Annotated in this window: 14 protein-coding genes; 3 read left to right on the top strand and 11 right to left on the bottom strand. The window is 62.5% G+C overall.

The window, feature by feature from the left end; all coding sequences use genetic code 11:
* Nucleotides 1-114 precede the first annotated feature (114 nt).
* The 7 genes from NLM32_RS26225 to NLM32_RS26255 all read right to left on the bottom strand — a co-directional run bounded on the left by NLM32_RS26225 (nucleotide 115) and on the right by NLM32_RS26255 (nucleotide 8,497).
* The gene (locus NLM32_RS26225; RefSeq protein WP_254131731.1) at nucleotides 115-1,497 is read right to left on the bottom strand and encodes a glycerophosphodiester phosphodiesterase family protein; all 1,383 of its coding nucleotides are present in this window, start codon (nucleotides 1,495-1,497) and stop codon (nucleotides 115-117) included.
* A gap of 163 nt (nucleotides 1,498-1,660) precedes the next feature.
* The gene (adh, locus tag NLM32_RS26230; protein ID WP_254131732.1) at nucleotides 1,661-3,178 is read right to left on the bottom strand and encodes an aldehyde dehydrogenase; all 1,518 of its coding nucleotides are present in this window, start codon (nucleotides 3,176-3,178) and stop codon (nucleotides 1,661-1,663) included.
* Nucleotides 3,179-3,312: 134 nt separating this feature from the next.
* Entirely contained in the window at nucleotides 3,313-4,272 is a 960-nt protein-coding gene (locus NLM32_RS26235; RefSeq protein WP_254131733.1) for a GAF domain-containing protein, read from the bottom strand.
* 200 nt (nucleotides 4,273-4,472) lie between these two features.
* Nucleotides 4,473-4,790, bottom strand: a complete 318-nt coding sequence (locus NLM32_RS26240; protein WP_254131734.1) for a septum formation initiator family protein — start codon at nucleotides 4,788-4,790, stop codon at nucleotides 4,473-4,475.
* Between the two features lie 205 nt (nucleotides 4,791-4,995).
* A complete protein-coding gene (locus tag NLM32_RS26245) occupies nucleotides 4,996-5,547 on the bottom strand; it encodes an NADPH-dependent FMN reductase (RefSeq protein ID WP_254131735.1) in 552 nt (183 codons plus the stop codon).
* A gap of 194 nt (nucleotides 5,548-5,741) precedes the next feature.
* Nucleotides 5,742-6,737, bottom strand: a complete 996-nt coding sequence (locus NLM32_RS26250; protein ID WP_254131736.1) for an MBL fold metallo-hydrolase — start codon at nucleotides 6,735-6,737, stop codon at nucleotides 5,742-5,744.
* A gap of 260 nt (nucleotides 6,738-6,997) precedes the next feature.
* Nucleotides 6,998-8,497, bottom strand: coding sequence for a hypothetical protein (locus tag NLM32_RS26255; RefSeq protein ID WP_254131737.1), 1,500 nt, complete (start codon nucleotides 8,495-8,497; stop codon nucleotides 6,998-7,000).
* Between the two features lie 87 nt (nucleotides 8,498-8,584).
* On the opposite strand from NLM32_RS26255, the gene NLM32_RS26260 reads away from it, so the two are divergent.
* Nucleotides 8,585-9,862: a S8 family serine peptidase gene (locus NLM32_RS26260; protein WP_254131738.1), complete on the top strand. Its 1,278-nt coding sequence runs from the start codon at nucleotides 8,585-8,587 to the stop codon at nucleotides 9,860-9,862.
* Here NLM32_RS26260 and NLM32_RS26265 read toward each other — a convergent pair.
* Complete coding sequence (locus NLM32_RS26265; RefSeq protein ID WP_254131739.1) at nucleotides 9,859-11,001, bottom strand: zinc-binding dehydrogenase; 1,143 nt, start codon at nucleotides 10,999-11,001, stop codon at nucleotides 9,859-9,861. The two genes, NLM32_RS26260 and NLM32_RS26265, sit on opposite strands and share 4 nt — an antisense overlap.
* Nucleotides 11,002-11,035: 34 nt before the next feature.
* Nucleotides 11,036-12,319: a phosphopyruvate hydratase gene (gene eno / locus NLM32_RS26270; RefSeq protein ID WP_254131740.1), complete on the bottom strand. Its 1,284-nt coding sequence runs from the start codon at nucleotides 12,317-12,319 to the stop codon at nucleotides 11,036-11,038.
* A gap of 128 nt (nucleotides 12,320-12,447) precedes the next feature.
* On the opposite strand from eno, the gene queF reads away from it, so the two are divergent.
* Together queF and NLM32_RS26280 are read left to right on the top strand one after the other, a co-directional pair.
* Nucleotides 12,448-12,924, top strand: coding sequence for a preQ(1) synthase (queF, locus tag NLM32_RS26275; RefSeq protein ID WP_254131741.1), 477 nt, complete (start codon nucleotides 12,448-12,450; stop codon nucleotides 12,922-12,924).
* A gap of 16 nt (nucleotides 12,925-12,940) precedes the next feature.
* Nucleotides 12,941-13,750: an extracellular solute-binding protein gene (locus tag NLM32_RS26280; RefSeq protein WP_254131742.1), complete on the top strand. Its 810-nt coding sequence runs from the start codon at nucleotides 12,941-12,943 to the stop codon at nucleotides 13,748-13,750.
* 29 nt (nucleotides 13,751-13,779) lie between these two features.
* On the opposite strand, the gene NLM32_RS26285 is transcribed toward NLM32_RS26280, so the two are convergent.
* Together NLM32_RS26285 and NLM32_RS26290 are read right to left on the bottom strand one after the other, a co-directional pair.
* Entirely contained in the window at nucleotides 13,780-14,232 is a 453-nt protein-coding gene (locus tag NLM32_RS26285; RefSeq protein WP_254131743.1) for a universal stress protein, read from the bottom strand.
* Between the two features lie 196 nt (nucleotides 14,233-14,428).
* On the bottom strand, nucleotides 14,429-16,522 hold the full coding sequence (locus NLM32_RS26290) for a methyl-accepting chemotaxis protein (protein WP_254131744.1): 2,094 nt from the start codon (nucleotides 16,520-16,522) through the stop codon (nucleotides 14,429-14,431).
* Between the last annotated feature and the right edge of the window lie 18 nt (nucleotides 16,523-16,540).

A 16,540-nucleotide genomic window follows, 5' to 3' on the forward strand; every position in this document is an offset into this window, starting at 1 on the left:
AGGCAACATTAGCTCCGCGCCAACGAGAGCTCTGCACGCAGACGAGGCAACGACATCGGACACGCATATCTCGGGGCGCTCGGCCCCGATGCCTGTTCGATTCGTATCCGGCGACTACCAGCCGAGTTCGCGCAGATAAGCCGCGCGGGCGGCAACGCCGGTATGGGTGAAGTCGGTGAAGACCCCATCGACGCCGAGACGGAAGAATTTGAGATATTCCAGAGCGGGATCGGCGTGATAGTCGGCCGCGAGATATTTCTTCTCGTTGCGGAACGTGAAGACGTGGACGAACAGGCCCAGCTTGTGCGCGTCGGCGATCAGGCTGGTTGCCTCCTGCGTCGATGCCTCCGGGGTCGAGCCCTTGTAGGGCGTGCCGTCGGCATTGGTATCCTTCCACGGCGCGATCTTGAGCGGAACGATATAGGCCTTCCACGGACCGATGCCATCGGCATAGGTCTTGATCTCGGCAAGGCCCGCAGGCGTCAGCATCGCATCATAAAGGCGCGCATCACCGGCCACCGTCCAGTCGAACGGTCGGGAATTGGTGATGTTGTTGAGCAGGACCCTGCCGGTCTTGAAGTCGATGCCGTTGCCGTCGACGAGCTGGACCTGCCGCGTCTCCAGGCCATGGCTGCGCATATATTTCAGGCTGCCGGGCTCGAAGCTCTGGACCAGGATCGGCGCGTCCTTGGTGTTGAGGCCGTTGTCCTTGATGATCTTGATCAGGGCATCCTCGAGCGGATGGCTGCCGGGCGCGCCGCAGCCATTGGCGATGGCCTGGGCATTGTTCCAGGTCGGGTTCTTGGTTTCCGGATAGACCAGGATCGAACGCCCGGTCTCCTTGCTCTTGGCCTTGGCGATGTCGAGGATGTCCTGGAAGCTGATGACCGGGAATTTGCCGTTGAACAGCTTCGGCCGCTCATTGGCCGCATCGTAGGTGGTGCCGCCGATCCATTCCTTCAGCTCGGCCATGGTGAAATCGGTGATCGACCAGTCGTTGGTGTGGTCCTCACCGTCGACGATCAATGACTTCAGCACCGATTTGGGATCGGCCGGATCGGTGAGATCGACGAGATAGTCCGTGGGCGTGCCGGCAGCAGCCGGTGCCTTGACGCGCACGCCGGGCACCGTGCGCTTGCGGGCCGCGACCGCCGCATTGGTCTTGGCCACTTCGGCCACGTTGGTGTTGTCGGCGAGCCAGGGGTTGTGGCGTGCAACCAGCACGCAATCCTTGGTGAGGTGAAGGTCCTCTTCGAGCGCGTCGGTGCCGAGCGCGGCGGCGAGGTCATAGGAGGCCTCGGTCTCTTCCGGCACCAGTCCCGGCACGCCGCGATGTCCGAGGATCAGCGGCGCCTTTCCGTCGACGGTCAGGAAAGGTTTGGCGCCTGATGGCGCCGCCTGCGCAAAGGCGATCGAGGGTGCAAGCAACGCCAGGGCCGCCGCGCCGAGCAGCAATGCTCCGGTATGAATCTTCCGCTGCAAGGGATTGGTCGTCATGGCCGCGCCTCCGTCTGTGCCTGTCATCGCACTTTGTGCGATCGGGGCTGTCGTCTTGTCTCAAGACTCTGACAGATGGATGACGGCGGGGCGAGCGGTAGCCGATGTACACAGGCGGCGCCGCGATGACGCCGCCTGTGCCTTCCCAGTCGAAACCTGCCGATTAGAAGAAACCGAGCTTCTTCGGGCTGTAGCTGACCAGCAAGTTCTTGGTCTGCTGGTAGTGGTCGAGCATCATCTTGTGGGTCTCGCGCCCGACGCCCGACTGCTTGTAGCCGCCGAACGCGGCATGGGCGGGATAGGCGTGGTAGCAATTGGTCCAGACCCGGCCGGCCTGGATCGCCCGGCCGAAACGGTAGCAGCGATTGGCATCGCGGCTCCAGACGCCGGCCCCGAGGCCGTACAGCGTGTCGTTGGCGATCGCGAGCGCCTCGTCGTCAGTCTTGAAGGTCGTGACGGAGACGACGGGACCGAAGATCTCCTCCTGGAAGATCCGCATCTTGTTGTGGCCTTCGAACACCGTCGGCTGGACGTAGAAGCCGCCGGCGAGATCGCCCGTGAGCTCGGCGCGCGCACCGCCCGCCAGCACCTTGGCGCCCTCCTGCTTGCCGATGTCGATGTAGGAGAGGATCTTCTCCAGCTGGTCGTTCGAGGCCTGCGCGCCGATCATGGTGTCGGCGGCGCGCGGGTCACCCTGCTTGATCGCGGCGACGCGCTTCAGCGCCCGCTCCATGAAGCGGTCGTAGATGTCGGCGTGCACGAGCGCGCGGCTCGGACAGGTGCAGACCTCGCCCTGGTTCAGCGCGAACATGACGAACCCCTCGATCGCCTTGTCGAAGAAGTCGTCGTCTTCGGCGGTGACGTCGTTGAAGAAAATGTTCGGCGACTTGCCGCCGAGCTCGAGCGTGACCGGAATGAGGTTCTGGCTGGCATATTGCATGATCAGCCGGCCCGTCGTGGTCTCACCGGTAAAGGCGATCTTGGCGATACGCGGGCTGGAAGCGAGCGGCTTGCCGGCCTCGAGGCCGAAGCCGTTGACGATGTTGAGCACGCCCGGCGGCAGGAGATCGCCGATGATCTCGGCCCAGACCATGATCGAGGCCGGCGTCTGCTCGGCCGGCTTGAGCACCACGCAATTGCCGGCGGCAAGCGCAGGCGCGAGCTTCCAGCAGGCCATCAGTAGCGGGAAGTTCCAGGGGATGATCTGGCCGACGACGCCGAGCGGCTCGTGGAAATGATAGGCGATGGTGTCGTGGTCGATCTCGCCGATCGAGCCTTCCTGGGCGCGCACCACGCCGGCGAAATAGCGGAAGTGATCGATGGCCAACGGCAGGTCGGCGGCGCGGGTCTCGCGGATCGGCTTGCCATTGTCCCAGGTCTCGGCAACCGCGAGCCGTTCGAGATTCTCCTCCATGCGGTCAGCGATGCGATTGAGGATCGCGGCGCGCTCGGCGACGCTGGTGCGTCCCCACGCGGCCTTGGCGGCATGGGCGGCATCGAGGGCCGCCTCGACGTCCTGCGCGTCGGAGCGCGCGATCTTGCAGACGATCTTGCCGGTCACTGGCGAGGCGTTGTCGAAATACTTGCCAGAGATCGGCGCCACGAACTTGCCGCCGATGAAATTGTCATAGCGTTCGGCGAACGGACTCTGGGTGACGCCGAGGAATTCTACCTTGTTCATTGATCACTCCCGATGTTGATGTTTGCGCAAATCGTCGTGTGTTCACGACTTGCGCCGACGATCTCGCGGGAGGTGATTTCTGTCAGCCCGGGCGGGAGCGATGGCCGGGCCGACCTGTCGCAGTTCTGCGACAGTCAGTGCTTCAGCTCGAACCGATTCAGCTTCCGGTGCAGCGTGGCGCGGCTGACGCCGAGGGCTTTTGCGGCGGCCGACACGTTGCCGCCGGCGCGCAACAATGCTCGCTGCAGCACCGCGCGCTGCCCGCCTGCGAGATGGTCTTGCGCAGGTTCGCCGCCGAGCAGGTCGGCCGCAGGCATCGGCCGCAAGGGGCGGCCCGGCGCAATCCCGAGCCCCGCCCTCGCCGTCCGGGTCGCACCGATCACGAGATCGTCCGCATCGACCGCGACGAGTCCGATGGACTGGCCGTCCGCGCCTTGCGTCAGCACGATGCGGGCATGGGCGAAAGCACGGCGAAACATATCGGCCTCGATGCGCTTCGCCGCATCGCCGGCCGCCAGCGCGATCAGATTGGAGAAGGCGTCGGTGCGGTCGGCGCGGCAGGAGGAGACATCGAGCACGCCGGCAAAGACCGCCTCGTGGTCGTAGATCGGAACCGCCGTGCAGCTGAGCAGCGTGTTGCGCGTGAAGAAATGCTGGTCGCGGTCGATCGTCAGCGGCCGCTGCTCGACCACGCAGGTACCGATGCCGTTGGTACCCTCGTGCTCCTCGCTCCAGAGTGCGCCGGTCCACAGGCCCCATGATTCAAACGTCGCGTCGTCGGCCGGCGTGCCACGGCGATCGACGGGAACCCCCTCACCGTCTGCGAGCAAGACGCAGCAGCCGGCAGCACCGACCGCCTGATAGAGCCGGTCCATGGCGCCCTGCGCGGCGGCGAGCAGCGGTGCGATGCGCTCGCGCGCCTGCCGCAACTCGGCCTCGCTCAGCCGCAGCGGCAGGCCACGGCCAGCGGGATCGAGGTGATGCAATCGCGACGAACGGCGCCACGAGGCCACGAGCGCGGAGCGAGCCGCCTGGCCTGATGCAATGGCGGCTTCGACACGAGCCGCGTGATGCCGGGGCATTGACCCATCCATCACCGTTTCCTCCGGAAGGCAGTCTAGGCGGCGCCTCGCACAACCCGATTGATCTCCGTCAACCTTCGGCGGCATGGCGCCCGGACAAGGAATGCCTGCCCCGCCATATCGGCGTCAAGGCGGCAACCGGGCGCGGCTCTACGACTTTCGGAACAAGTGAGGACGGCTTTCGCGCGCCGTTTCGGATGCTGCGGAAAACGCTAGTTTTGCGGGATCATCCGAACGAGATCGTGCGGATTGACATAGTCGAGCTGGAACCGGGCCCGTTCGTCCAGCATATCAGGATCGATCTTCTCGGTGCGCAAGAGCGAGACGCGCTGCTCGCTCCGGGTGCGCTCGCGCTTGAGCTGCGCCAGCTCGCTGGTCAGCGCGATGATCTCCTGGTCGAGCTCCTGGCGGGCGTTGAGGCCGTATTTGCCGGTATAGGCGTTGACCCCGAAATAGCCGACGATGGCGGCCGCCATCGCATAGAGGGCAAGACCGGTCAGGATCGATTTCAGGCGCGCGCGGGAGACCATTTTGGCAAGATGGGCCAGCTTGGTTAAGGGAGTGCTAACCGCCCCTGGCCGATCGGCCCAACGGCCGCCAGACCCTCATGGTGAGGAGGCGCGAAGCTCCATCTCGAACCATGAAGGCCCAACTGTCCCCGCGGCCATCCTTCGAGACGACCGCTACGCGGTCTCCTCAGGATGAGGACTGAATTTGCGGCCGCGGGCGGTTAGATCAGCCGTGATGCTTCGCAACGTGCGCTGCGTAGGCGTCGATATAGGCCTGGAGAACGCCCTTCAGCGAGTCCTTGGTCAGATTGCCTTCCGCATCGAAGGCATCGCCGACGGCGTTCAAATAGGTCTCGGGCTGCTGCAGGATCGGGCCGGCAATGCCCGGCAGGATGTTCTGCAGCGTCTTGGCGGCGCTGACGCCACCGAGCGGGCCCGGCGAGTTCGAGATGATGCCGACCGGCTTGCCGTTGAACGAGCTCTTGCCATAGGGGCGCGAGGCGACGTCGATGGCATTCTTCAGGACGCCCGGGATGGCGCGGTTGTATTCCGGGGTCACGAAGATGACGCCGTCGGACTTCTGCAGCTTTTCGCGGAAGGCCAGCCAGTCGGCGGGCGGTGCACCCTCGAGGTCCTGGTTGAAGAAAGAAATGCCCTCGAGCGTCACGACCTCGAGCTTGAGAGACGCCGGCGCGAGCTTGGTGAGCGCCTTGGCGATCTTGAGCGAGAAGCTGTCCTTGCGCAGGCTGCCGGCGATCACGACGATGTTGTAGGCCATCAGATTATCCTTGGTTTGTCCTTGAAGCCCCGAGGGGGAAGTGCCGGGCGGCACTTAAGCGATCCGGGCCAATGGATGCAAGTGCATGAACCGGTCCGTTTTGGAAACGCTGAGTTTCGCGAAAGCAGATGGTCACCCAAAACAATCGGGCCGCCAAGCGGCGGCCCGATGCTTCGTGCAAATCTGAAACCGGCTCAGATCGTCGGATTCCACGCCGACGGGATCAGGCGATATTTGGCGCCGTCCTTCTCGACATGGCCGACCGAGGGGAACGTGAAGTGGAAGCCGATCACGGTCGCCTTTTCGGCGGCCGCCATGTCGTAGAACTTGTGGCGGGTCTGCTGCGCCAGCGCGCCGTCGGTGTCGAAGGCGACGTGCCAGTCCGGATTGCGCAGGAACAGCTCGGGAATGTTGGTGACGTCGGACTGGATCAGCACCTTGTTGTCGCCCGAGGCGACTGCGAACGAGGTGTGACCGGGCGTGTGGCCGGGCGTCGCGATCGAGGTGATGCCGGACACGACCTCCTTGCCCCAATCGTACTTCGTCACCTTGGACTCGATGCCGGCGAAGGTCTTCTTCACGTTGGCGAAGTAGTTCTTCATCATGTCGCTCGAGGCCTTGCCTGCGTTCTCCTCGCTGGCCCAGAACTCCCAATCTTTCACCGGCACCATGATCTCGGCATTCGGGAAGGCCAACGAGCCGTCGGCCAAACGGATGCCGTTGGTGTGGTCCGGATGCAGATGCGACAGCAGCACGACGTCGATGCTCTTCGGGTCGACGCCGGCGGCCTGCAGGTTTTGCAGGGTGCGGCCGACCGCGCCCTTGCTGGGCTCGAGATTGGCGACGCCGTTGCCGGTATCGATCAGCACGAGCTTGGAGCCGGTGTTGATCAGCTGCGGATTGAACGGGACAGTGACCATGCCCTTCGGCATGTAGGCGGCGTCGGCAGCGGCGAGCGCCTCCTCCTTCGGAATGTTGACGACGAACTTGTCCGGCATCGGGAAGCTGCGCGCACCGTCATTGATCGAGGTGCACTCGAAGCTGCCGACCTTGTAGCGGTAGAAGCCCGGCGCCTGCGCGCCGGCTTGCGGCACCGCGGCATTGGTTGCGATTGGTCGCAGTCCGGTGATGGCGGCCGCGCCGACTGCAGCGGCGCCTGCGAACAAATGGCGGCGATTGAGATCGGTCATGGAGATGTCCCCTTCTGAGCGCGTTGCGGTTTTTCCGCTTTCAACGCGGCGGAATAATCTCCCGCTTCGCTCAGAAGGCAAGACCTCTTTTGGTTGAGCAGCCGCCGCAGATCACGAAGATTTATTTGGGTTGATGAGGAATTTTTCGCCGGTGGCGCGTTTGCCGTACACCGCGATGTTGGCGGGATCGAGCGCCTCCTGCAGCGACACCACCTTGGTTGAGACCAAGCGACAATCTGCGGTGGAAATCTTAACACGTCTCAGGGCTTCAAACCGACTCGCGCGAGCAAATTAGCAAAACTGCAAACTGGCAAACCACTCCCGGGAAACCAGTTAGAACAGCTCCCCCTCGCAATATGCTCGTTGCAATGTCCAGCAGCACACAAATTAAGATCCGTTGGGTCCAGCTGCTGCGCGCGAAAGCAATTTAGACTTGATTGCGAAGCATACAACTCACGCATCAAACTAGTCAAAAAACAATACTTAACCCACGCGTCGGTAGCTTTCGGCGATTGCATATAAGAAGCGAACCGAACCGAACCTCCCTCCAGGAAAACAGGCACGGAAGGCAGATCAGGTATCTTCTCAAGGTATTTTGACACTGAGTAGAACACCTCATGCTTTGTCTCCAGCCGAGCTTTCAGCAACGGCTTGACAATATTGTGCATCACTATCGATTCAATCATCCGAATCGGAGACAAGAGATCGCCTTCGTACTCAATATCTTCGGGCAATGGCGTATTGGACATTGCATCCAAAAAGGTTCGGTAAACATCCAACAGCCCGTCAGGATAATGCACGGTTCCAGCAACCAAATTTTGCAGAGGCGCGGCCTCAAGCAACCCGACGAACGTCCTCCCGATGTCAACAAGCTCGAACGTCGCTGGCACTTCCCACGGCTTGCTGCGCGGCCGCATAAACGACCAACTTAGCGCTTGGTCAGTGAGCTGAAGTATGGTCGAACGTTGAAATCTGGGATGTCCTTTCAATCGCAGAAATTTTGATACCAGCAGATCCGTGATATTGTAGGGCATAGCGCCGGCTCGCAGTGCCTCCATGGGATCATCGGCGCCGAGTTTCTGATGATGCATGAGAGGAACGAGCTGGTCCGCAAGGGCTGGAGAACACTCGACCTCCATTAGTCCTCGCTGAAGAGCCTGGGCATTTCCTTCTAGCAAGACCTCTAACCCGATCGGATAAAATACCGTAACGGGATCGACTCTTCCGTGTTGGCCGATACCCATCTGCAACGGAAATGTGGGCACATCCGGACCGTTTCCCTCTCTGGGTTTGAAGACAACATGGTCGGCTGGAACGTGTCCTACGTCGATTGTACGCTCGAAGGCTTCAACGAATGTGGTGGTCGAGCGCAGAAATATTCTCCAGTTGCGCACGAGACCTTTTGCCAGATCCTCGAGTGGCGTTCCTGAGAACGAAGAGGGATTAAAGGGGAAGGCCAATTCTTGTCCGAATCCGCGTACTCCCTCAAGAAAAGACGCGAACGCTCGAACTTGTTCCAGATGGGCAGTGAACAACGATATGCCGGCCGTCGTGCCGAAGTAATCGTGAAAATGACGAAGCTCGTGAAGAAATGTATATCTTGCTAGCGCATAGCCAATCAACTGTTCAGACGTCAGCACACCTCGGAGCTCTTCAGGCGGCTTGGCCGTCAACTCCGCTGGGAACGTAATAGAAGCGAAAAGATAAAACGGCTGATAGAAGCCGAAGACCGCACCATCGTCGAGGCTTTTAAGCAACATCGCTATTCCCCCAAATGGCCAGAAAGAGTACTTTGTCTGAAAGCTATTTTAAGTTGATTTGCGTTGATACAACAAAATGAGCAAAAGATGAATGTCGATTATCTCGTACTCCGGTTTGAGGGACCGGGCGGATTACCAAAGGCTGCCAGAAAAGCGACCAGCCGTGGATCGGAACTGCGCAGCGCAGCTTCCGCGGAACTACTTGGCTTTGAAAGCCGGCTATCAAGCCAAGGAAAGATGACCGCCGAGCGAATAATTCTGAGCGAAAAGCAAGCAATCGTTGCTAGCAAGGATTCTGCGAACTTTGTGGCTCCTATCATGCCAGTTGCGTTGATCGAACCTTGCGCTTCGATCGACTACGGCATCGCAAGCACGATAAATCCAATTGATCTGGCAACCAAGGCCAAGACATCGTGGGGTATCACCGAAGTCGGCGCCGACAGAAGCAGCTTTACGGGGCAAGGAGTCAGAGTGGCTGTGCTTGATACCGGCATCGCATGGAAACATACTGCGTTTGCAGGCAAGACAAAGTTATCTCGCAATTTTACCAACGAAGGACGAGCACACGACGTTACAGACCGAAACGGCCACGGAACGCACTGCGCAGGAACTATCTTTGGACAGACGATAGATGACATCCGAATTGGAGTTGCACCAGGTGTGCAAACCGCCCTGATCGCGAAGGTTCTGGATAAACTGGGAAGAGGTACCACCGAAGGTGTACTGAGAGCTTTGCAGTGGGCAATCGCCGAAAAATCCAACGTAATTTCGATGTCTTTGGGATTCGATTTCCCCGCGATGCAAGAGAAGTTGGTCGATTTAGGTTGCCCTCCTAAGATGGCAACGTCCAGGGCACTAAAGGCTTATCGCGAAAATCTGCGGCAATTCGAGGCTCTCATCGGCTTCTTGCTGCAGGAGCACTCGGAGAGTCCCGGCGCAGTGATCGCAGCCGCCGCCGGCAACGAAAGCCTGCGGCACATCGATCCTCAGCTTGTCATAGATGCGAGTATTCCAGCGGCTGCATCCACTAGCATAGTGTCTGTAGGAGCGCTGATGAGGGGCCAAAGCGGTTTTACAATTGCTCCCTTTTCCAATGCAAATCCAACTATGTGCGCTCCGGGGGTGGACATTGTATCCGCAGGACATAAGGGCGGTCTCGTTGCAATGAGCGGGACAAGCATGGCTTGTCCACACGTCGCGGGTTTGGCCGCGTTATGGTGGGAGTCCTCGGCAAAGAACGTCGGACAAGCATCCGGCTCGCTAGTGCGTGCACAGTTGTTGGCCGCAGCTAATCCAAGCGGCTTCGCCGCTGATATAACCATTGTTGATCGGGGGGCCGGAAGGGCGGCCGCTCCGCACGTCTAGCCAATACTTTTATTCGGATCTATGAGGAATTTTTCGCCGGTGGCGCGTTTGCCGTACACCGCGATGTTGGCGGGATCGAGCGCCTCCTGCAGCGACACCACCTTGGTGTAGTGGCTGGCAAAGGTGGTCTTCAATTCACTCACGACGCGCTGACGCAGACGGCCGATATCGGCCGGCCCGATCTTCTGCAGGAACGGGGTCAGGAGCCAGCCGCCAACGCCCCAGGCCATGCCGAAGCCACGCGGCAATTCGATCGGACGGATATCGAGCGCGCCATAAACGTAGACCTGCTTGTGCACGCTGGAGCCGTAACGGCTGTATTCCTTCGCGGTCTTGTTGATCGCGATTTCCATACAGTTGAGGATGTCGCCGGCGAGCTTGCCGCCGCCGATGGCATCGAAGGCGATGGTGGCGCCGGTCTCGACCAGCGCATTGGTGAGATCGTCGAGGAAGCTCGGCTTGCTGGAATCGACGACATGCTTGGCACCGATCTTCTTCAGGATGTCCGCCTGCTCCTGGTTGCGCACGATGTTCACGAGCGCGATGCCATCCTTGATGCAGATCTTGTTCAGCATCTGGCCGAGATTGGAGGCGGCCGCGGTGTGCACCAGCGCCTTGTGGCCTTCGCGCCGCATCGTCTCGGTCATGCCGAGCGCGGTGAGCGGATTGACGAACCAGGACGCCCCCTCGGCCGCCGTCGTGCCCTCGGGCAGCGGCTGGCAGTCCCTCGCCTTCAGGGTCCGGTACTGCGCGTACATGGCGCCGCCGATCATCGCGACCGTCTTGCCCATCAGCGCCTTCGCGGCATCGGACGAGCCGGTCTTGATCACGACGCCGGCGCCTTCATTGCCGACCGGCAAAGACTGGTCGAGCCGCGCGCCCATTGCGCGCATCGCACCGTCAGGCACCTTCGCGGTGATGACGGGCGCCTCTTTCGTACCGGACGCCTTGGCCGTGCTCATGTCGGCCGCGCCGACAAGCAGGCCGAGGTCGGACGGGTTGATCGGCGCCGCCTCGATGCGGACGACGACCTCGTCGTCCGCGGGCTCGGGGGTCGGCACGTCCAGAAGCAGGATCTCGAGCTCTCCGCTTGTCTTGATCAGCGAACGCAGTTGCAGTCCGGTCTTGCCGTCGCTCATGTCGATCCTCCCCTGTCCTTGTTCAAGCGCTGGCTTATGCCAGCGCCTTCAGTGCCGCCTTGCCGCCGTAGAGCGCCTGCTTGCCGAGCTGCTGCTCGATGCGGAGAAGCTGGTTGTATTTGGCGGTGCGATCCGAACGTGCAAGGGAGCCGGTCTTGATCTGACCGCAATTGGTGGCGACCGCGAGGTCGGCGATGGTCGAATCCTCGGTCTCGCCCGAGCGGTGCGACATCACCGAGGTGTAGCCGGCCTTGTGCGCCATCTCGACGGCGGCGAGCGTCTCGGTCAGGGTGCCGATCTGGTTGACCTTGATCAGGATCGAGTTGGCACGGCCGGCCTTGATGCCTTCGGCGAGACGCTTGACGTTGGTGACGAAGAGATCGTCGCCGACGAGCTGGCACTTCTTGCCGACGAGGTCGGTGAGCTCCTTCCAGCCGTCCATGTCGTCCTCCGACATGCCGTCCTCGATCGTGACGATCGGATAGCGGCCGACGAGGTCGGCAAGGTACTTGGCCTGCTCGGAGACCGAACGGGTCTTGCCTTCGCCTTCATAGACATACTTGCCGTCCTTGAAGAACTCGGTCGAGGCGCAGTCGAGCCCGATCACGATGTCGGCGCCCGCCTTGTAGCCGGCCTTGCCGATCGCGTTCATGACGAACTCCAGCGCGGCATCCGCCGACGGCAGGTTCGGGGCGAAGCCGCCCTCGTCGCCGACATTGGTGTTGTGGCCGGCCTTCTTCAGCTCCGACTTCAGCGTGTGGAACACTTCCGCGCCGTAGCGCAGGCCCTCGGCGAAGGAGGACGCGCCGACCGGCAAGATCATGAACTCCTGGAAGTCGATCGGGTTGTCGGCATGCACGCCGCCATTGATGATGTTCATCATCGGCACCGGCAAGAGCCGCGCCGAGGTGCCGCCGACGTAACGGTAGAGCGGCATGTCGAGCGAATTCGCGGCCGCCTTGGCGCAGGCCAGCGAGACGCCGAGGATGGCGTTGGCGCCGAGCCGGCTCTTGTTGGGCGTGCCGTCGAGGTCGATCATGATCTGGTCGATCTGGGCCTGCTGTTCGACATCGAGGCCGCTCAGGGCCTCGAAGATCTCGCCATTGACGGCGCCGACCGCCTTGGTGACGCCCTTGCCGAGATAGCGGGCCTTGTCGCCGTCGCGCAGCTCGACCGCCTCATGGGCGCCGGTGGAGGCGCCCGACGGCACGGCGGCGCGGCCGAGCGCGCCATCTTCCAGCACGACGTCGACCTCGACGGTGGGATTGCCACGGCTATCGAGAATTTCGCGGCCGATGATGTCGATGATGGCGGTCATGAGGAGCCTCTTTTCGGGGAACAAAGGGGGCAGTTCGCGGCTGCTTCTACCGCAATGCATCGAAGCGGAAAAGGCCGGGTGACGGCCGGGCGATGATTGGCTAAGAGGGCCGCACCGGAGGCGGCCTCATGTCGAAAAAACCCAGCAAATCGAACAACTCACCCAGCTTGCAACTCGGCCGTGCCGTGGAATGGCCCGACGCGCCCGAGAAGGCCAAGCTCGACCGCGTGCCCAATCCGCAAGCTGGCACCGATTATCTGGTCCGTTTCACCGTGCCGGAATTCACCTCGCTCTGCCCGGTGACCGGCCAGCCCGATTTCGCCCATCTGATGATCGACTACGCGCCCGGCCAATGGCTGCTGGAGTCGAAATCGCTCAAACTCTACATCGCGAGCTTCCGCAACCACGGCGCCTTCCACGAGGACTGCACCGTGATGATCGGCAAGCGCATCGCTTCCGAGATCAAACCGAAATGGCTGCGCATCGGCGGCTATTGGTACCCGCGCGGCGGCATCCCGATCGACGTGTTCTGGCAGACCGGCCGCGTACCGAAGGGCCTGTGGGTGCCCGAGCAAGGCGTCGCGCCCTATCGCGGCCGGGGTTAGTTGGAGACCAATGACGATGACATCGATGTCTGCGAAATTCCGTGGCCTTGCCCTGAAGTTTGCCCTGGGCCTTCTCGGCATCCTGTGGCTGACCAGCGCGTCGGAGGCTGCCGAGGTCCGGGTGATGATCTCGGGCGGACTGACGGCGGCCTATCAGGCACTGGTGCCGGAGTTCGAGAAAGCCACCGGCAACAAGGTGCTGACCGCCTACGGCCCGTCGATGGGCACCACCGCCAACGCGATCCCGGTCCGGCTCGAGCGGGGCGAGCCGGCGGACGTGCTGATCATGGTGGGCTACGCGCTCACTGATCTCGTCGGCAAGGGCAAGGTCGTGGCCGGCAGCCAGGTCGACCTGACGCGGTCGCCAATCGGGGTCGCCGTGAAATCGGGCGCGGCGAAGCCGGACATCAGCTCGGTCGACGCGGTCAAGCGCGCGTTGCTGGAGGCGAAGACGATCGCCTATTCCGATAGCGCCAGCGGCGTCTACGTTTCGACCGAGATGTTCAACAAGCTCGGCATCGCTGAAGCCATGAAGGACAAGGCACGAAAGATTCCGGCAACGCCGGTCGGCGAGATCGTCGCGCGCGGCGAGGCCGAGCTTGGCTTCCAGCAGATCAGCGAATTGAAGCCCGTGAAGGGCATCGACATCGTCGGTCCCCTGCCCAAGGAAATTCAGCAGATCACGATCTTCTCGGCCGGGATTGCAACCGTCTCCAAGGAACAAGAGGCTGGCCGCGCCCTGATCAAGTTCCTTTCCTCACCCGCGGCGCGCGAGGCGATCATCGCGAGCGGCATGGAGCCGATCTCGGCGGACGGCGCGAAATAGCGCGTCGCCGCCGACAGGCCTGACGGCGACTACGGCACGACCAGGACCGGCACGCTTCCGTTGACGAGAACTTCGGACGTCTGGCTTCCCAGAAACAGCTTTCTGAGGCCGCGCCGCCCATGAGAGGCCATGACGATCAAGTCGCAGCCTCCAGACTTTGCCGTCTCGACGATCGCAGTGGCCGGGTGCGCATTGGGGACGTGGACGAGTTCGACCGACAGCCCGCTCCGCTCGGCCATGGCTCGCGCTTCATCGAGCACTTTGCCTGCCCGCTCCCTGCAGGCCGCATCAAAACTATCAACCTCTCGCTGCGACGGAACCCATCCCGAATCGTGTCCGCCGCCAAAATCGATCGGCAGCGGTTCAGTCACGGTGACGATTGTCGCTTTGGCCTTCAAGGCCTTTGCCAGAGCAATTCCATGCTCGACACCTTTTCTTGCGACATCCGAACCATCGGTGCTCAAGAGAATATTGGCGTACATTCGGTGGCTCCCTGCTGCCTGCCCCCGCCTGCCCCTCGCAAGTGACGCCTGCGAATATGATCCGATCCTCGGCCCCGGTCTATTCGCTTTTATCTTAATCTCGATATCCCTCATGGCGCAGCGACGCGCTCTTTTCGCGCGTTCTGCGACCACGTTTGCGGCAGGCTGTTGTCCTGCGGCTGTTCCGACCAGCGCCTTACGCCACCTCACGCACCCTGGTGATGAAGCTGTCCACCTCGCCCGTCAGCGATGACGACTGGCTCGACAGGTCGGCGGCCGCCTTCAGCACGCCGGAGGCCGCGCGACCGGTCTCGTTCGCGGCCGACGAGACGGTTGCGATGTTGCGCGTCACCGTCGAGGTGGCTTCGGCCGTGTGCTGCACGGTGTTGGCGATCTCGGCGGTCGCCTTGTTCTGCTCCTCGATTGCCGCCGCAATGGTGCGATTGATTGTCGAGACTTCCTCGATGGTCTTGACGATGCCGTCGATGGCGGAGACCGCCTTCTGCGTCGCGCCCTGGATCTCCGTGATCTGGGCGCTGATCTCCTCGGTCGCTTTCGCCGTCTGCGACGCCAGGTTCTTCACCTCGCTCGCCACGACCGCAAAACCGCGTCCGGATTCGCCCGCACGGGCGGCTTCGATCGTCGCGTTCAAGGCCAGCAGATTGGTCTGGCCCGCGATCGAGGTGATGAGGCCGATGACCTCGCCAATGCGGTCGGCGCCGTCGGCGAGCGCGCGCATGGTGCTGTCGGTCTCCCTGACGGTGACCACCGCATGCTCGGTGGCGCGGCTCGCCTGCTCGACCTGGCGGTTGATCTCGCGGATCGAGGCATTGAGCTCCTCGGCCGCAGCCGCAACCGTCTGCACGCCGCCGCCGACCTGGTCGGCCAGCGTCGAGGCGGAGCCGGCCTGAGCCTGGGCTTCCGCCGCGGTGCCCGACATCGAGCGCGCCGTCGTCTCCAGCTCGCCCGAGGCGCTCGACAACGTCTGCACCATCTGGCCGATCCGGCTTTCAAACTGCCGCACCAGCCCCGTGAGTTCGCTCGCACGCTTCTCCTTGTCGGCGCGCTCGGCCGCCTGATCGCCCGAGAGGCGCTCGGCGTTGATCATGGCCTCCTTGAACACCTGCAAGGCGGACGCGATGCGGCCGATCTCATCGTTGCGGTCGAGACCCGGGACGTCGCTCGCGAAATCACGATCGGCAAAGCGCGTCATCACGCCGGTGATCGCGGTCAACGGCCGGGTCACGCGGTTGCGCATCAGCATCAGGCCACCGATCATCAGCGCCAGCGAGGCCGGCATCAGGAGACCGAACAGGATCAGGGTGAAACGGGCGCGCGAGGCGCCCTCCTCGGCCCGCGAGATCATGTTGGCCAGCGCGGTCTGCGTGACGATGACGACGTTGTTGGCGCCGACCAGCTGACGGTCACGGTAGTCGATGCCGGCAACGCCGGCAGGCTCACCGGCGAGCAGCTTGGTCGCAATCGCATTGCGCTCGTCGCTGAGCGCGCCGGAGATTTCCGGCTCGGCAGTGCGGATCGCCTGCAGCAGCTCGGGCGAGGCCACGTTCGGGCTGAGGTCGCGCACCACCAACCAGGACTGCTGGATGCGACCGCGCAGATCGGCGAAGGTGACGCCGTCCGCCGCGGTCCAGGTCTTGTTGGCCAGGATCGAGGAGAACTGGACGAGAATGGTCTGGCCGGCATTGGCGCGGGCCTGCCAGGAGGCCTGCTTGGCGATCAGGAGGCGGTCGACCACGGGGTCGATCAGCGTCATCGCATTGTCGACATGGGCGGTGACGTCGCCGATCGCGTCCATGAAGCCGTCGCTGATCTTGGCCCAGCTCGGCTGCAGGCTGGCTTCACGCGCCCCCTTCTCCTGCTTCAGCGCAGTGATCGCGCGCGGCCGCAGCTCCTCGAGCTGCGCCCAGATGCCGCGGAGCTTGTCGAGCTTCTCGCTGAGGCCGGGCGCATCGACCGCGGCGAGGCTCTGCAGGGCCTGCGCGTAATTCTTCTGCACGGTGGCGCGCTGCTCGGAGAGGCTGCTCATGACGCTGTCGGGCGCGGGCGAGGCCGAGGCCAGATAGCTCAGCGTGTCACCGCGCTCCAGGCGAAAGATCACCAGCGTGTTGGTCAGGTCGCGGCTCGCAATCGTGAGCGAGACGATGCGGTTGCTGTCCGAATAGCGCGTCACCGCCAGCTTCAGGGCGTAGGCGCAGATGACGACGAGGATGAGACCGAGAGACCCAACCACCGCCCCGAGAATGCGGGCGACCGAACGCTGTTTTTGCATCGACTGATCCACAGATGT

It is taken from the genome of Bradyrhizobium sp. CCGUVB14, from assembly GCF_024199935.1.
In the GTDB taxonomy this organism is placed as follows: Bacteria; Pseudomonadota; Alphaproteobacteria; order Rhizobiales; family Xanthobacteraceae; genus Bradyrhizobium.